Below are 17101 nucleotides of genomic sequence, written 5' to 3'. Positions count from 1 at the left end.
CGCGTTCGGACCGACCTTCCGCTTTCCACCCGACCCGGTCCTTTAATGCCGCTCTGGATATGCTGAGCGGCTCTGCAATCCGGCGCGAAAGACCCACCACCCGCTCCCAATCACTTCAGGCAGCACGAAGTCGGGCGCTCGCTTGCCGGGGGAAACCGCCGGGCAATTTCGGTAATGATCATGTGAGCCTCTTTCGCCTTGCTGTTGGCTAACAGAGAAATTGAGGCCGGATGGGCATCGAGCTTGACGCTCCCATCCGCCTCATGAAATCGCCGCCGAGGCGATTCAAATTGAGAGGCAACGCATACATGACGGTAAGTGTTTCCATCAGGTGTGTGGAGGTTGCAAGCGCTGACGAGTGCGCCAGGAGCTACTAGACTAACAGCCGCGAGCCAGCGCACGACTGACCAACTGCGCCCCCGGAGCTCATTCAGTCTGAACTCCAAACTAGAGTGCCCGGTCAGCCGATTGGATCGGCCACCTGCAGCCCCACCAGTTGTGTTGCGTGCGAGGCCCATTTCTGCGTCAGTTCTTTCGCGGGCAACGGTTGGCCCAGCGCGGCCGTCTGTCCGGCCAACAGCGGCGAAAAATCCCCTGAGCCCGATGCCTCGGCCTTGGCCTTGAGGGGCATGACGGCGGGGGTGGCGAGCGGGAAGTCCGGGACGCTGGCGCCCACCGGTCCCATTTCGCGCATGAAGCGGTTGACGATAGCCCGTGCCGGACGCCCGGTGAACACGTTGGTAAGTGTTGTCCCGTCATCGCGCGCATGTGCCAGCGCGCTTCTGTGGACGGCGCTGGCCAGGGATTCCGGACAGCGCAGGTAGGCGGTACCGATCTGCACTGCCGACGCGCCGAGCATGAAGGCGGCGGCGATGCCGCGGCCGTCAGCAATGCCACCTGCCGCGATCACCGGCACTGCGACTGCATCGGCGACCTGCGGCACCAGCGCGAATGTGCCGGGCTGGCTCAAAACATCCGAGCCCAGAAAGACCCCGCGATGACCGCCGGCCTCCGCGCCTTGCGCGATGATTGCGTCGCAGCCACGCGCCTCGAGCCAGCGCGCCTCTTCGACCGTCGTCGCCGAGGCGATCACTTTCGCGCCGGTGGCCTTCACCCGCTCCACAAGGTCTGGCTCCGGCAGGCCGAAGTGGAAACTGACCACCTCCGGTGAAAGCTCCTCGACGATGGCGCATCCCGATTCGTTGAAGGTAATGGGGGTTGGACCGGAGGGAATCGCATCGGCGTCGATGCCGAACTCGCTGTAATAGGGCGCGAGGCGCTGGCGCCAGGCCGCTTCGCGATCCGCATCGGCAACCGGCTGCACGTGGCACATGAAATTGAGGTTCAGCGGCCGGCTGGTGCGTTGCCGGACGCTACCGAAGTCAGCGCGAATCTTGTCGTCGTCCAGCATGGCGCATGGCAGCGAGCCGAGCCCGCCCGCTTCGCAGACCGCGATCGCCAGTTCAGGCCCGGACGAACCCGCCATGGGCGCCTGCAGGATCGGCAGCTCAACGCCGAAAAGATCAAGGATGCGTCGGTCCGGCCACATGGCACTGTCCCTGTCCACCAGCATGACGGTTCGGACTCAAGATCAGGCTACCATACCCGTTGCCCATTTTCCATGCGTTGAGATGGCCAAGTGCCAGCGCCAGGGATTGTAGAGGCGCTCGGTCAGCGCGAACGCCTGCTATCCATCACCGCCCCGGACGTTCATCGTACGGATTTAGAGCGTGCTGGTCGCGGCCAATGTCGGCTTTAGAGGAGAGAATATAGCTTCGGAAGGTCGCATTTGGGTCATGGGCGTGAGTTCGGCCAAGGGCGAGTGAACGTCCGCATCGGGGACGGAAGAGGTATTCCGCATCGGGTACCAAGTGTCAGATTTTGACCACTAGCCAGCGCTACAAGACTAGCCTTTCCACAATGCGGGCCGTTTGTTGCCTTTTTACAGAAGATACGAAAACGCCGCTCGACCGGAAGGGAGCGGCGTTTACCAAGTGTGGTGTCCTACTCTAGACGAAACCCCGATTTGGTCGGGGCCGTCGGACTTGAACCGACGTTTCCAGCTTGTTCGCTATCAGTCTACACATGGTGTTTTCCTGTCGTCCTTGCAAGCGCCATCGGCGCAGCTTTGCAGGGTGTGCAAGGATAGTCGGAGTCCATCCGAATTCCGCAATTGAACGACCGCTGCTTTCCGGCATCCGTGACGCGCACACTCGCTGGTTCTACCGCCAGCAATGTCATCAATTGACCGGTCGCGTTCGACGCGGCTCGGAACGGCGATGCAACGATATCCTGACTCGCCGTAACGGCAGAGGCTGGCCCTGTCGCCTATCTGCTCCGTCACTGTTTTCAGTGGAGCGCAAGCCCGCGCCGAAAAATACTAGAAGCCCCGCCCCTGCGGGGTTTTTCGTTGGGGGAAGCGTTGCGGCGACATCGACGGGTGATCCGCAGGAGAGGGAGCAGCGCCAGAGATCAGCGATGCAGCTTGGTCGGCACAAGACGACGGCAGGCCAACCTCACCAAGCCACTCGTCGTAGTGATGGTTTAGGGCCAACAACAACTCGTCTGGCTGATCCATGCCGCTTTGGAACAACTCGATGATTTGACGGCCAAGACGTTCCCTGGCCGGATCGCCCACTACTATCCCGGCCGCCGGCGGTATCGGCGTCATGAAGTTCGAGCGGGAATACTTCACCATGCCCCCGACCTTGCCCTTGTCGTTCCCCTTGGCGGGAGCGTACTAGCCGAAGAAGCTTTTTAATCAGTGATCCCACAATATCTCCTGGAGCATTTCCTCGACCGAGTACGGCGAAATTCCAAGTTCTCCAAATCCCGGCATCTCCGGCGATGACACGTTGTCGACCTGCATCAGTTCCACCTGATTCCGAGTGACGGGCGGGCTCGGGAGCATTTCGGCGAACCAAGCCAGCGCGTGCCAAGCGGCAAATGGGATTGGAATCAGTTTGGGCTTAAGACCGGCTTCGTGCGCAACGGCTCTGAGAAATTCCTTGTAAGAGTAGACGCGAGGACCGCCGCACTCGTACGTGATCGCATGCGTCTCCGTCCCCTGCAGCGCTCTTGCGGTCGCCTCTGCCACATCGCCCACATAGGCCGGCTGCAATCTCGTCAGGCCGCGACCGAACATCGGATAGATTGGAAGCCGGCGGAGAAGTTTGAGGATAATGGTGAGAAACGCGTCATCCGGTCCGAACATCACCGCCGGGCGGATGATGGTGGCGTCAGCAAACGCCGCACGCACCACCAGTTCGCCTTCGCCACGCTTGCAGATGTAGAGCGACTGCGAGCCAACATCGGAGCCGATTCCTGAAATGTGAGCGAGCCGTTCGACGCCAGCTCGGTGTGCTTGAACTGCAACCCGCCGGGCCGACTCGACATGCACGGAATGAAAGGTCTCCTGTCCTTGTTCGACATAAAGACTGACCGCGTTTACAACACCGTAAGCACCGGCAAGTGCATCGGCGATCGCCCGCTCATCGCGGATATTGGCTTCGACCGATTGAAGTTGCGGATCATCAGAACCAAACAGCTTCTTGGCCCGTTCCGAATGTCTTGATGCAATCCGAACGATAAACTCACCAGCGCGTAGATGCCGAACAACGCGGCGGCCGAGAAACCCGGTTCCACCGAACACGGTGACGACGCGATGGTTCATGGCAGCCATGGCTTAGACTTTGTCAGCTCATGTCGGCCGTCTCGACCCGGCGGTTCAGGTCATGTGGCGGCACGCCTACTGACCACTATCTATCACTTGGGCTACTTCGTACAGATTGGGATCGATCTCGTCCGTCAACTGATCGAAATGACCCCACTCCTTGCGGAATTCCGGCGACTGATGAGCCGATCGCAGCAGATCGCGGTTCTGCCATTGGACGTAGTTGACGATGCGCCGCCCGTCGAGGCTGCGATGCAGGCTGATTGAGATGAAGCCCGGCTAGCGCGCCATAAAGCGCGCTCGCTTGGTCATGACGGACAATGCCTCGGCCTGCTTGTCCGGTTCAGAATCGACGAAGGTGATTTGGGTGACGCGCTGATTGTCGGTTCGGATGTGTGGCATAAACGACCTCACTTGATTGGCGATGGATTTGCCGTGTCACTGCTGGCGGTCGACGGGCCGGCCCGAGCGATCGAGCACCCGATCGATCTTGCTCGCCATGATGAAATCGTTCTCGTGCAGTCCTTTGATCTTCTTGGTGCTCAGGGAAACCGTCACATAACCCCAGCCGAAGCTGATGTCGGGGTGATGGCCCTCGGTTTCGGCAAGCTCACCGATCTCCTGAACAAGGGTGAGCGCGTCCCGGAAATTGCGGCATCGAAAGCTCCGCTGGATGCGGTGGGCATCGTCACCCAGCTCCCAATCCGGAGCCTGTGCCTGAAAGCGTTGGGCTTCATCACGCGTGAGCGGCGGGACGCCGCCGCGACAAGGCGTACATGTTTTCTCGGCAAGAGTATCGGTCATGTTCTTGTCTCCAAGACTATTTTTAGCAGCAAAAACGACAGCGACGAGCGCCTATCGATCGATCTCCCCGAACACGATGTCGAGCGAGGCGATGATCGCCAAGATATCGGCTCGCATGTGCCCGCGTGCTGGCCTTTCGTCCTGGCTATGGTTTCAGGCGCCGCTCAGTAGTCCATTCCGCCCATACCGCCCATACCGCCCATACCTCCTGCGCCACCCCTAGGGGGCGCATCCTTCTGCGGAATGTCCGCGATCATCGCTTCGGCGGTGATCAGCAGGGCCGCGATGGAACCGGCATCCTGCAGGGCCGTGCGAACGACCTTGGCGGGGTCGACGATACCGGCCTTGATCATGTCGACGTAGAGTTCGGTCTGAGCATCGAAACCTTGATTGTGATCCTTGCTGTCGGAGAGCTTGCCGACAACGATCGACCCTTCGACGCCGGAATTCTCGGCGATCTGGCGGATCGGCGCCTCGAGCGCCCTGAGCACGATCGAAATGCCGGCCGTCACATCGGCATTGGCTCCCGTCAGCCCGTTAAGCGCCGACCTGGCCCGCAGCAGCGCCACACCGCCTCCGGGAACGATGCCTTCTTCCACCGCCGCACGCGTGGCGTTCAGCGCGTCGTCGATGCGGTCCTTCTTTTCTTTGACTTCCGTCTCGGTCGCGCCGCCGACGCGAATGACGGCAACGCCGCCGACCAGCTTCGCCAGCCGCTCCTGGAGTTTCTCCTTGTCGTAATCCGAGGTCGTTTCCTCGATCTGCAACTTGATCTGCTGGACACGCGCCTGGATGGTGGCTTTTTCACCAGCGCCGTCGATGATCGTGGTCGTGTCCTTTTCGATCAGCACGCGCTTGGCGCGGCCGAGCATCTCGATGGTGACGTTCTCCAGCTTGATGCCGAGGTCTTCGGAAATCATCTGGCCGGCGGTGAGCACCGCAATGTCTTCCAGCATTGCCTTGCGGCGGTCGCCGAAGCCCGGCGCCTTGACGGCCGCGACCTTCAGGCCGCCGCGCAGCTTGTTGACCACAAGGGTCGCCAGCGCTTCGCCTTCGACGTCCTCGGAGATGATCAGCAGCGGCTTGCCGCTCTGCACCACCGCTTCGAGGATCGGCAGCATCGCCTGCAGATTTCCGAGTTTCTTCTCGTGAATGAGGATGTAGGGATCCTCCAGCTCCGCGCGCATCTTGTCGGCATTGGTGACGAAATAGGGGCTGAGATAGCCGCGGTCGAATTGCATGCCTTCGACGACATCGAGTTCGGTCTCGGCGGTCTTGGCCTCCTCGACGGTGATGACGCCGTCATTGCCGACCTTGTTCATCGCCTTGGCGATCATTGCGCCGACCGACGCGTCGCCATTGGCGGCGATGGTGCCAACCTGGGCGATCTCGGCCGAAGACTTGACCTTCTTGGCTCGGGCTTGAACGTCCTTCACCACGGCAGCCACAGCAAGATCGATGCCGCGCTTCAAGTCCATCGGGTTCATGCCGGCGGCGACCAGCTTGGCGCCTTCGCGCAGGATGGAAGCGGCCAGTACCGTGGCGGTGGTGGTGCCGTCACCGGCGAGGTCGTTGGTCTTCGAAGCCACTTCGCGCACCATCTGCGCGCCCATGTTCTCGAACTTGTCGGCAAGCTCGATTTCCTTGGCGACGGCGACCCCGTCCTTGGTGATGCGTGGCGCGCCATAGGCCTTGTCGATGATGACGTTGCGGCCCTTGGGGCCAAGCGTGACCTTCACCGCATTGTTGAGGATCTCGACACCGCGCAGCATACGGTCACGGGCATCGGTAGCGAATTTGATTTCCTTGGCAGACATTTTTTTCATCCAGTTCGCATTTGGAGTGGACCGTCACCGCGCAGATGCGCGGCGCTTCAGTCAGGCGGCCTTCTTGGCTTCGACGGCCTTTTCGATAACGCCCATGATGTCGGCTTCCTTCATGATCAGGAGATCCTCGCCGTCGATCTCGACCTCGGTTCCGGACCATTTGCCGAACAGGATGAGATCGCCTGCCTTGACATCGAGCGGGATCAGCTTGCCGCTCTCATCACGCGAGCCCGGGCCGACGGCGATCACTTCGCCTTCCTGAGGCTTTTCCTTGGCGGTGTCGGGAATGATGATGCCGCCCTTGGATTTGGTGTCGCCTTCAGCGCGCCGAATGACAACGCGGTCGTGGAGTGGTCGGAATTTCATTGGGGGTTCTTTCTGCCGCCGCATATAGAGCGACTGCAACACTTAACATAGCCCCTTTGGCACTCGAATGATAGGAGTGCCAAATTTCCAGGCTTGCCTGGCGACACGTCGGCGCGTTCATTCACCTGCCGGCAATCGCCCTGCAGAGTTCGGCGCAACAGATGGTGCAGCTCAGCCCAGCAGACCTTGCCGCCGCTCTCGAGAAGGACCTTGGATAATCATGACCGCACCATCCCTCATGCAACGCAGCCTTCCCGCGCGGGGAGCGCTTGCCTGCGCTGCGGCGGCGGCTTTCCATGCGAGCCGCTCAAAAAATGATGCGGCGAAGCGTCGCCGGCTTTATCCGACGAACGCCTCAAGCATCCGAGCGAACATGCCGGGCTGTCTCCCTGCAATCGCCGCACGGATGTGACGGGCGGCCGTTGCGGCGTTCACCGTCGCGCCGAAATGGCAATAGCAGATGATCTCATGCAATTGCCTGTCGGTCAGTTCGAAGAACCGCTTCGCTTCGCCGTAGTTGTCGTTTTCCAACCCGGCGGCGCGCAGGACAGGATCCTCGAAAGCGATCGAAATCGGCGTGTCGTGGCCGCGCATGATCGCGCGCGCATTAGCCGGCTGGTACTCAGTCTGAGGCAGCGTCGAGAGGCGCCGGTCAGGGTTCCGTTCGAGGAGCTCCGCCCAGCGTTCAAGACGTTCGCTGCGCGACATGGTCTGGCGCGGGTAGGCCTGATCGATCTCGGCGACAATCTGCAGTTGCTCGATCGTTTGGTGCTTCATGTTGGCCTCCTATTCGGACGATAGTTGGTCCACCCATATCCTTCTTATGCCTGCAGCCAGCGTGACTCCAACGGATCGTGAAGTCCAATCACGATGATGCCTGGAGGGCTTCGTTCACGCAGATGTGGAGGCTTCGCAAAGATCCGGCCATGTTTGGCGAACGCGGTCAAATGCGCGGCTGTTCGACGATGTCGGTCTGGAGTCCGTGCCGATCGATGGGCAGAGTCTGTACTGGAGTGCCCCGGCTCCATTGCTGGCCGGGGCAGAAGGATCAAGGGAGTGGCAGTTTAGCTTCGAAACCGCCGAAGGCCGGGCCGATGCGAGTTCTCCGCCCGGTCGTTGGGGTCCTTGTGGCTCCAGACGGCTCCGCGCAGCCGCACCCTTCATTAGACCGTTTCGAGCCGACTGAACCGAACTGGGATGAGTTTCCGAGTCTTGAGTTGCCCTGCCGCATCCTTGTCGATGACAGTCAGCAACTGTACTTTTTCAGATCCCACAGGCAGAACCATGCGCCCCGCTGGCTTGAGCTGCTCAAGCAAAGCCGGCGGCGTCGCCTCAGCCGCCACCGTGACCAGGATCTTGTCGAATGGGGCGTGCTCAGGCCAGCCGCGAGACCCGTCTCCGACATGAATGCCGACATTGGAGAAGCCGAGGCCCTCCAGGAGAGCCTCGGCATGGCTTGCGAATTCCTCGATGATTTCGACGCTCCAAACCTGCGAGGCGAGTTCCGCGAGGATTGCAGTTTGGTAGCCCAGGCCGGTGCCGATCTCCAGCACTGCCTCGTGCGGTTGGGGAGCAAGGAGATCGGCCATGAGAGCGACGATGAAGGGCTGCGAGACAGTTTTATCGAAGCCGATCGGCAGCGGCATGTCCTCGTAGGCATAAAGCGCAAACGGGGCTGGCACGAAGCGATGCCGCGGCACCCGCAGCATCGCTGCCATCACCCGCTCATCAAGCGTCGCCTTGCCGAGTTCTTCGCTTGCAAGGTCGGCATGGATTGCAATCACCTCGACCATGTGCCTGCGTAGAACCGCGAGGTGCTCTTCGTTCATCGGCTTCATGACGGTGAGCGTTCCTCAACCAGTCTGTTGCCAGACAGCTTTATACCCTGTTCGTCTTGTCACAGTAACCATGTCGTCGAGAACGCGGCTTCGGTTGGGGCGGGTTGTACCGCCCTGCTATTTCGTCGCCGTCCTTGGTGCTCTCCCGTTCTTCGCACCGGGGGTGGAACGGCGTGCGCATCAGAAGCTCGCCAACCAGGCGACAGCATCGATATAGTCGCCAGCCAGTTGAGCACCAATAGGCTGAAGGCCAAAACGACGCCGAACCCTGCGCTGTCGCTCACCGGCTCCTTCCCGTGCTGATCGTGCGTGATCTGGTGATTGACGATGACCGAACCTGGGCGAGCCAGCAGCGCTATTCGCGCTGCAGGCGAGGCGAGGGCGAACGCCGACACAGCCGGCGCGGCGCTTCCGTTGCATTTACGCCGCCTCCGGACCGTCACTACGGCGCTGTTTGGATGCGCGTTCCGGCCTCCGCTTCCGCCGAGGCCAGCAGCAGCGGCTCTTTTCTCGAGCTTCCACGGACAAACCGGAATAAAGCTAAAAATCGCGACTCGGTCCGTAGTCGCCGATTGGCGCGACATGCGAGACCAAGCCGGTCTCGGGCGACCAGGCGTGGAGCGCAAAGCCCGGAGGCTCGAGGATAAATCGGATGGGCTGGCCCGGGCGAAGATCAAGCGCCAGCTGATGCGCCACTCCGGGCACAACGAAGCCGACCGTGCCGGCCCAGCGACGGGTGATGGGGCGATGGTGATGGCCGGCGACCACGCATTCAATTTCAGGATGGCTTTCGACAAGCCCCGCGAATGCGCTGTCGGTTCGGCACATCGTCGCGTCCATCCCGCTGACACCGGTAACGAAGGGCGGGTGATGCATGAAGACCAGCGTCGGGCGACCGTCGCCTTCAGCGAGACGATCGGCAAACCAAGCCGCTCGTGCGGCGCAGATAGCACCGCCGACCTTTCCCGGCACCACCGTGTCGAGGCCGATGAGCCGAACTGGAAAATCCTCGACAACGTAATGCAGAAAATCCTCAGCTTGGCGCAGATAGGGATAGGCCGCGGCGAGGCCGTCGCGCATCGTCTCGCGCCGGTCGTGATTGCCCGGAATGACGAATACCGGCATTTCCAGGCGGGACAAGATATCAACCACGAGAGCGTACTCGTCCAAGCCCCCGCCATCGGCAAGATCGCCCGTAACGAGGACGCAATCGGGAACAGGGTCCAGGGCAGCGATCGTGGCAATGGCGCGCCGCGTCATGGCATTGGTGTCGATGCCAGCATATACCATTTGGCCAACGGGATGGACATGGAAGTCGCTAATCTGCGCAACGAGCATCGAAAGAAATCCAAGTGGAGCCCTGCTATCTCATCGGAGCCTGAGTTTCCTGGCAAGGCGTTCGGCCCATCCTCGGGGGGAGACCGGTAATTTTGCCGGGGTAAATTCCGCCCCTTGATCGAGGTAATCCATTCGATCGTCGCGTCCCATGACGAAAAACGACCGTGTTGGATCGGACCTTGCTGCCAATCCCTGTAGACACTACCCCAGCAAAATTACCGGTCTCACGATTTACATGTCCAAGGCAACAGCCCCGAGGCACGGCTTTCACCATTTGGCCACATCTGTAGCAGCCGAGGGCCACAACTAAGGGATACTCTTTGTTGGCCCGCCAGGCGCATAAGCCGCAGTCTCTGGCCATAAGGCTCATCCCCGGGTTCTGCGACCAGGTCGACGGATGCCGATCGAGGCGCGTCATGCGCTGCCTGGTGCTCGGCCAGGAATGCAGCGTCGGGCATCCGCTCGACTGCATCGGCGAGGCAGGCCAGGGCTTGCGCGATCCACATGATGCAGAGCGGTACGCCGGCGTCACGCGGCGGACCTTTCGAGCGGGATTACCTTCGCCTCGCCCCTGCCATCGTTCCTGAATTAGCAAATTTAAATGCGAGCGCGGCGGCGGCTGTGGTAAAAACGAACTGCTGGAGTAGGTCTCTCGGGAGGAATCCTTGGGTATAAAATCGAAGCTAGCCAAGATGTCGGCGGCGCTGCTCACCAGACGTGCTGCCGCCGCTCAATCCACTGCTGCTGTCAAGCCGATCCGAAGGTCGCTCGCCGACGTTCCTCTTAGGTGCCAAACACTTCCGTATAAGCCACAACCGCCGATCCGGCCGTGTAGCAATATGTAGCTTCGCGCTCCGGTCATTCATCGCGACCATCCGGGAACCGGCGCCACCATTCGTGCTCGTAGGCGCTGACCACGATGGGACGTGCCCGGTCAGGAGTTTGCGCTCCGGCATCCGCTCGATTGCTTCGGTGGCGCTGCCGAGCGCTTGGTCGAGCCAACGCCAACTCACCATCAGAACTTTCGCCCCTCGCCTGCCCTGGCACATCTACATGACACGCAACCGCACCCAGGTGTCTTCGATGCTGCAGCAGGTATTCGAATGGGAATTCAATTTGGAGGAGATGGCCGCACTGGGAGCCTTTCTGGCGAGCCTGAACGATGTGAGCGGACCAACGAGGTGCTTTCGTCCCAGAATACGGGAGAATTGTTTTCGTGTTAGCGTCGGGGTGATAGGCAGCAACCGCCGCCGCAGCAAACAACCCGAAGCCCCATTCCGGTTGAATGGCGGTCCCAACGAGCGCCGGCAGTATGACGCCATGAACCCACGGGCTTGCAGACCATTAACAACATCACGCCGGTGAAAGTGCTTGAATAGCTCTATACTGGAACCATAGCCTTGCTCCGGATTTGACGCATGGCAGACTCCTGGCCATGCTGGACCGATGACAAGGGGCGTGCTGCTGGACCTCGCAGGCGTCATCTATGATGGCGAGACCGCCATACCAGGCGGGGTCGACGCCGTTGCGCGTTTACGCCATGCCGGTTTGGCCGTACGCTTTGTGAGCAATACCACGCGCTCGTCGAAACAGAGGGTTCTCGAACGCCTGGAAGCAATGGGACTCACCGTTACCGAGGCAGATGTTTTCACGCCGGCACACGCCGCACGCGAATGGCTTCTTCGGAATGGCCGTGCACCATACCTGTTGGTTCACCCCGGCCTTGAGCCGGATTTTTACGAACTGCCGGATAGCAACAAGCGCGCCGTCATCATCGGCGATGCCGGAGAGGCCTTCACCTATGCGGTGTTGAATGACGCGTTTCGCGAGCTGAGCGCGGGGGCCGAATTGCTGGCCCTTGCCACCAACCGGACGTTTCGGGATGCCGAGGGCGGCCTCAGCCTCGATGCAGGGCCATTCGTCGCGGCATTGGAATTTGCCTCCCTGAAACGCGCAACCGTTCTCGGCAAGCCGTCGTCTGCATTTTTTCTGTCGGCGCTGGCAAGCATGGACTGTCCGCCAGAACAGGCGATCATGGTCGGTGACGACGCCGAGGCCGATATCGCTGGCGCCCTGCGCGCCGGACTTTCGGGCGCATTGCTGGTGCGGACAGGCAAATACCGGCAGGGCGATGAGAAACGGTTTGATCCGCGCCCGACCGCAACCGTCGCCGATCTCGCGGCGGCAACCGACTGGATCATTGCGCGCCGAGACTGATTGCGCAGGCTGAACCAGAAGGAAGATTATCGAACGAATAGGGCCGACTACCTAATTGCGAAAAAGCCGAACCTGATTGGGCCGCCCAGGCCGAGAAGACATTGCGACTTCACGATCAGCGCCCCTACGACATGAAGCGTATGATCAACATCTTCGACGTCAAGCCGCTGATGAAGGCAATCGCGGCCTGATCACGCCCGCCTGCCAGCGGCCTCATCGCTGCCGCGCTCTAAACAGCGGACGTCATACGCATTCAGCAATCGCGTTTTTACACGACCTCGGTCAGAAGCGGACGTTCGCTCACAACCGGTTCTGACCCAAGTCGACATGGAAGCCAGGTCGGGATTGATCTGGTCCGGCTCGGGCCTGACGTCGAAACCGGGCATCGTCAATTGATTGGCCACTCCGTTACTTCTGGCGAAACGCGGAGTGGAACGACACAACCAGCGGACCCAGAATGTAGTCGAGTGCGGTGCGTTCCTCGGTAACGATCATGACTGATGCCGGCATGCCTGGGTAAAGCGCTATGTGTGGGGCTGCGGCCAATTCTACCGGATCGACAGCCACGTCGGCGAGGTAGTAGGGAAACCCGGTCTTGGTGTCGGTGATGCGATCCGCCGAAATGCGGGTGACGCGTCCATGAATTATGGGTATCGAACGCTGCTTGTAGGACGTGAAACGAACCTCGGCGGCCATGTCGGGTCTCAGGTTCGATATGTCCTCGACACGAACCTGCGCCTGGACGATCAGCGAATTCTCGGTCGGCACGATGTCGAGGATTGTCTGGCCTGGCGCTACGATCGCACCGATCGAGAATACGCTGAGATCCATCACCTGGCCGTCATAAGGCGCGCGCACTTCGGCCCGATCCATGGCAGCCTGGGCGGCAAACATCTTGGGCACAAGGTCAGCAAGGTTCGATTGCGTATCGATCAGCATGGCCGATAGCTTGGCTCGGCGCTCGTTGGTCAATTGCGCGATCTGGCTCTCGAGTTCGGCTTTGCTCTGTTGGCTGCCGCCAATTGCGCCGAGGTTCTCGTCGATCAGACCCTGCAGATCCGAGGCGGACCGTTCCAGTTCCAGGATGCGAGGGCGGGTCGTCAATCCGGCCTTGAGCAGCTTCGACAGGCTGGCCTTCTCGTCAATCGTCGATTGCAGCTGGGCCTGGTAGGATTCGACCCGAGACTGCTTGCCCTTTATCTGTTCCTCGAGCTCGGCAATGCGGCGCCCGAGGATCTGCTTGGCGCCGGCCATCGAGGCGCGCTGGCTTTCCAGATCGGCGATCTGGTTTGCCATCGCATCCCTAAGGTAGTCCTCATGCTCCTTGAGGATGTCCTTGGGAAAGGCAACAGCCACGCTGCCATCCAGTTCGGCCCGGATCCTGGCATCGGTTGCGCGCAAGAGCGCATATTGCTGGGCATAGAGATTGAACTCGGACCGGATTCTTGTGTCGTCCAGCTTCAGCATTATGTCGCCCTTCCTGACGACGTCGCCATCCTTGACGCGGATCTCCTTCACCGTACCGCCGTCGAAATGCTGTACGCTCTTTCGATTGCCTTCCACCTTGACGATGGCGTCGGCGAGCACGGCGCCGTTCAGCGGGGCAAAGGCTGCCCAGCCGCCGAAAATGCCGAAAAAGGCCACTATGATCAGCAGGCCGATATAGGCCGGCACCCGGATCGTGTCCGGGGCCAGGATGCCAGCCTCGCCGGGCAGGCTTCGGTAAGTGAGGGCGCCGTCGCTCATCGATCTCTCCGGCCACAGCTCATTGGGTCGCCACCGCCATTGGCGCCGCGCGCTGGTTGAGCAGCGCCACGATCTCGTTTCTCATCCCGAATGCCTCGACCGCGCCATCGCGCAACAGAAGGATCTTGTCGACATTGGCCAACGTCGAGGGCCGATGCGAGACTATGATCACCGTGCTGCCGCGGCGTTTCAGCTCAAGCGCGCAGTCGCTCAGCGCGCGATCGCCATCGGCGTCGAGATTGGAACTCGGCTCGTCGAGAATGATCAAATTCGGTGTGCCGAACACCGCCCGGGCAAGGGCAATCCGTTGCCGATATCCTCCTGACAGCACTGCGCCGCCTTCGCCGATCTGGGTCTCGTAACCCTGCGGCAGGCGGATGATCATCTCGTGCACGCCAGCGAGCCGCGCGGCCTCTATCACCTCCTGGTCGACATTGGTCTTGAAACGGCCGATGTTGGCGGCGACCGTATCGGAGAAGAGTTCGATATCCTGCGGCAGGTAGCCGATGTGGTCGCCAAGCGCATCGTGCCCCCATTGCGACAGGTCAGCGCCATCCAGCCTGACGGTGCCGCGGCTGGGTTGCATGACGCCCGCGAGATGACGCGCCAGCGTCGACTTGCCGGCGCCGGAAGGGCCGACGATTCCCAGCGCCTCGCCTGCGTCCAACCGGAACGATACGTCCCGGAGAAGCACTTTCTGCTGGCTGGCAATTGCAAAGCTGACCTGCTCGACCGAAATCTTACCGGTGGGCTTCGGCAGGTTGAACGATCTTTCGTTCTGCGCTCCCCCGTCGACCAGCTTCTCGACCCTTGCCAACGCCGCCCGCGCCAGGATCAGGCTGCGCCAAAGGCCGACGATCTGTTCGACCGGCTGTAGCCCCCGGCCTAGCAAGAGGCTCGCCGCAAACATGGTGCCGCCGGTGATCTGCCGCTCGATCACCAGATAGGCGCCGAGGCCGAGGATCAGCGACTGCATGGTTAGCCGCAGGAAACGGATTAGACCTGACATAAGGGCGGCGCGATCGCTTGCCTCCGCCTGGCGCCGCAGCGCCAGGTTGCGGTCGCGCCCCCAGCGGCGGATGAGACCGTCGATCATCCCCATGGCGCGAACGACTTCCGAATTTCTGAGGCTCATTTCGGTAAAGTTATAGTTGGTCGTCGCCAGGTCGTTGGCCTGCTTCAGCGGCGAGCGCACGAGATACTCGTTGAGCACCGCCATGGCGACCAGGAGCAATGAGCAGCCCAGTGCGAAGAAGCCGAGCCACGGATGCAGCAGGAAGATGATGCCAATGTAGATGGGTGACCATGGCAGGTCGAACAGGGCATGGATGCCGCTGCCGGTGATCACCTGCCTGAACGTGTCGAAATCGCGGACAGGCTGGCTCGGCGAGGAGCCGGCCGATGGGGTTTCGACCGACGCGGCGAGGATCCTTGCCGAAAGCAGCCGGTCGAGCCGCGCGCTGGCACGCGTCAGCACGGAGGCGCGTACCAGATCGAGGCCGGCCAGCGAAAGGAACGCCGCCAGCAACACCAGGGTCAGCATCACCAGCGTGGTTTCGCTGCCGCTGGTGACCACCCGGTCGTAGATCTGCAGCATGTAAAGTGGGGAGGCCAGGTAGAGCAGATTGATCGCCAGGCTGAACGCCGCCGCGACCAGGAAATAGTAGCGGCACGCCCGAAGCGCGTCCTTCACGATCTTGGATTTGTTGTCGAGACTCAAATACCCAGCGGAAAACCGCCCCCCTGTCCAACGCCCGGAACCGATACTACTCCTGGTCCTTCGATCGGCCATGCGGCCTGTCGATATTCCTGTCGTAAACCTTAACGCGTAAGCTGCATCAGGAAACGCTAAGGGAGGTGAGCCGCAACGCGGCTCACCTCATGGTCTCAAAGCACGAAATCGCTCGCCGTCAGGCCTAGCCCGATGCCAGTCAGCGTGATCTGGAAGTCAGCTGTTGCGTTGCCGGTCACGTCGGCGCGGACGATCGTGTTGCCGCCGACTTCCGACCAGGTGATGCTGTTGGCGACGGTGAGCGCATTCTGCCCGCCGAACAGGAAAGCCTGATCGCCGGCGGCTCCGCTGGCATCGATCGAGGACAGGTCGATCTTGTCGACCCCGTGCACGAAGTCGGTGATGGTGTCGAAACTGCTGGAACCCGGCGCCGAATCCGAAACGGTTGGTCCATAGTAGAACGTGTCGGATCCCGCCCCGCCGGTAAGCGTGTCGGCATCGACGCCGCCGACGAGCCTGTCGTTGCCGTCGCCGCCATTCAGCGTGTCGTTGCCGCTTTGGCCGAACAACGTGTCATTGCCGGCCAGGCCGAAGATCGAGTCCGCCCCGCCATTGCCGTAAAGAACGTCGTCGCCGCCATTGGCTCCACTGCCATCGACCGTGTTGCCGTTGGTGCCGGTGATGACCTGGAACGTCTCGCTGTACTGGTAGGCGGGCCCGACGGGGTCGCCGACCTGCGTCGCCTGCACGGTCACGGAGAATGTCTTGCTCGGCGAGAGATCTCCTGAGCTCAACGTGCTGCCGGCGATCGAAAACAGTCCCACGTCCGATTGCGAGGTGATGCTGTAGACAAAGCTGCCGGGATCCGGATCGGTCGCGCTCAGCGTTCCCGTGAATTGGAACGCGTTGAAGTTTACATCCGCGGTAGTGGTGCTGGGCGTGAGCTGGATATCCGTCGGCGCAAACCGCGGCGGAGCGTCGGCGGTGCCGAGGATGTCGATAGCGACCGAGGTGTGTGTGCCATCGGCACTGACCACATCGAAGTTCTCGGTATAGTGCTGGCCTGCGACGAACTCGTCATGCGCCGAGGATGCCGTGTAGGTCCAGGCGCCGGCCGCATTGATGGCGAAGGTGCCATAGCTGCCCACGGTCCCGGCCTGGGCAACGAAGGTTGCCGGGCTGTCGACGTCGGAGATGGTCAGTGTGCCGGAGCTCGAGATGTCGGTGGCCGAGTTGGTCTCGGTGAGGTTGACCGAGGCAGACGACAGCACCGCGGCGTCGTTGGCGCCATTGATGGTGATGTCGATCACCTTCTGGGTGCCGTCGGCGGTGGTGACCGTCACCAGTTCATGCAGCGTGGTGTTCGCTCCGGTGCTGTTGAGCGCCTGAACGACCGCGTTGGTGTCGTCGAGCGTATAGCTCCAGGTGCCGTTGGCATCGATCGAGAAGGTGCCATAGGTCTTGGCGACGGCGGCCTGCACGTTAAAGGTCGCCGCATTGTCGACATCGGTCGCATTGAGATCGCCGAAGGCTGAGGCGTCGCCTGGCGTGCCGTTGGCGA

13 protein-coding genes and 1 pseudogene are annotated in these 17101 nt (G+C 61.2%); 1 reads left to right on the top strand and 13 read right to left on the bottom strand.

The window, feature by feature from the left end; all coding sequences use genetic code 11:
• Window positions 1-460: 460 nt before the first annotated feature.
• From JQK88_RS23780 to JQK88_RS23730, 10 genes and pseudogenes are all read right to left on the bottom strand, one after another.
• Complete coding sequence (locus tag JQK88_RS23780; protein WP_203279660.1) at window positions 461-1549, bottom strand: NAD(P)H-dependent flavin oxidoreductase; 1089 nt, start codon at window positions 1547-1549, stop codon at window positions 461-463.
• Window positions 1550-2380: 831 nt separating this feature from the next.
• On the bottom strand, window positions 2381-2698 hold the full coding sequence (locus tag JQK88_RS23775; RefSeq protein WP_203279607.1) for a hypothetical protein: 318 nt from the start codon (window positions 2696-2698) through the stop codon (window positions 2381-2383).
• Between the two features lie 63 nt (window positions 2699-2761).
• Window positions 2762-3682, bottom strand: coding sequence for a complex I NDUFA9 subunit family protein (locus JQK88_RS23770; protein WP_203279606.1), 921 nt, complete (start codon window positions 3680-3682; stop codon window positions 2762-2764).
• 66 nt (window positions 3683-3748) lie between these two features.
• A complete protein-coding gene (locus tag JQK88_RS37520) occupies window positions 3749-3943 on the bottom strand; it encodes an antibiotic biosynthesis monooxygenase (RefSeq protein ID WP_192247769.1) in 195 nt (64 codons plus the stop codon).
• A gap of 585 nt (window positions 3944-4528) precedes the next feature.
• Window positions 4529-4603, bottom strand: a pseudogene (locus JQK88_RS23755) (NADH-quinone oxidoreductase subunit D-related protein); the annotation flags it as partial.
• A 38-nt stretch (window positions 4604-4641) separates the two neighbouring features.
• Entirely contained in the window at window positions 4642-6294 is a 1653-nt protein-coding gene (gene groL / locus JQK88_RS23750) for a chaperonin GroEL (protein ID WP_192247718.1), read from the bottom strand.
• Window positions 6295-6354: 60 nt separating this feature from the next.
• Window positions 6355-6669 carry a co-chaperone GroES gene (locus JQK88_RS23745; RefSeq protein WP_203279605.1) on the bottom strand — a complete coding sequence of 105 codons (315 nt, stop codon included), beginning with the start codon at window positions 6667-6669 and terminating at the stop codon, window positions 6355-6357.
• A 339-nt stretch (window positions 6670-7008) separates the two neighbouring features.
• Window positions 7009-7446, bottom strand: a complete 438-nt coding sequence (locus JQK88_RS23740) for a hypothetical protein (protein WP_192247724.1) — start codon at window positions 7444-7446, stop codon at window positions 7009-7011.
• Between the two features lie 386 nt (window positions 7447-7832).
• Window positions 7833-8507, bottom strand: coding sequence for a protein-L-isoaspartate(D-aspartate) O-methyltransferase (locus tag JQK88_RS23735; RefSeq protein WP_203279604.1), 675 nt, complete (start codon window positions 8505-8507; stop codon window positions 7833-7835).
• Between the two features lie 540 nt (window positions 8508-9047).
• Window positions 9048-9797, bottom strand: coding sequence for a phosphodiesterase (locus JQK88_RS23730; RefSeq protein ID WP_246750006.1), 750 nt, complete (start codon window positions 9795-9797; stop codon window positions 9048-9050).
• A 1494-nt stretch (window positions 9798-11291) separates the two neighbouring features.
• Between JQK88_RS23730 and JQK88_RS23725 the strand changes: the two genes are divergently transcribed.
• Window positions 11292-12062 (top strand): TIGR01458 family HAD-type hydrolase, encoded by a 771-nt coding sequence (locus tag JQK88_RS23725; RefSeq protein WP_203279603.1) that lies wholly within the window; start codon window positions 11292-11294, stop codon window positions 12060-12062.
• A 408-nt stretch (window positions 12063-12470) separates the two neighbouring features.
• Here the strand turns inward: JQK88_RS23725 and JQK88_RS23720 are convergent, their stop codons facing one another.
• From JQK88_RS23720 to JQK88_RS36995, 3 genes are all read right to left on the bottom strand, one after another.
• Window positions 12471-13808: an HlyD family type I secretion periplasmic adaptor subunit gene (locus tag JQK88_RS23720; RefSeq protein ID WP_192247735.1), complete on the bottom strand. Its 1338-nt coding sequence runs from the start codon at window positions 13806-13808 to the stop codon at window positions 12471-12473.
• Between the two features lie 19 nt (window positions 13809-13827).
• The gene (locus tag JQK88_RS23715) at window positions 13828-15501 is read right to left on the bottom strand and encodes a type I secretion system permease/ATPase (protein ID WP_312037319.1); all 1674 of its coding nucleotides are present in this window, start codon (window positions 15499-15501) and stop codon (window positions 13828-13830) included.
• A 194-nt stretch (window positions 15502-15695) separates the two neighbouring features.
• The coding region (locus tag JQK88_RS36995) for a VCBS domain-containing protein (RefSeq protein ID WP_203279602.1) at window positions 15696-17101 on the bottom strand (1406 nt) is incomplete at its 5' end.

Source organism: Mesorhizobium caraganae (assembly GCF_016836705.1).
In the GTDB taxonomy this organism is placed as follows: Bacteria; Pseudomonadota; Alphaproteobacteria; order Rhizobiales; family Rhizobiaceae; genus Mesorhizobium; species Mesorhizobium caraganae.
The sequence above is the reverse complement of the archived record's forward strand: the minus strand, read 5'-3'. Positions and strand labels throughout refer to the sequence as shown.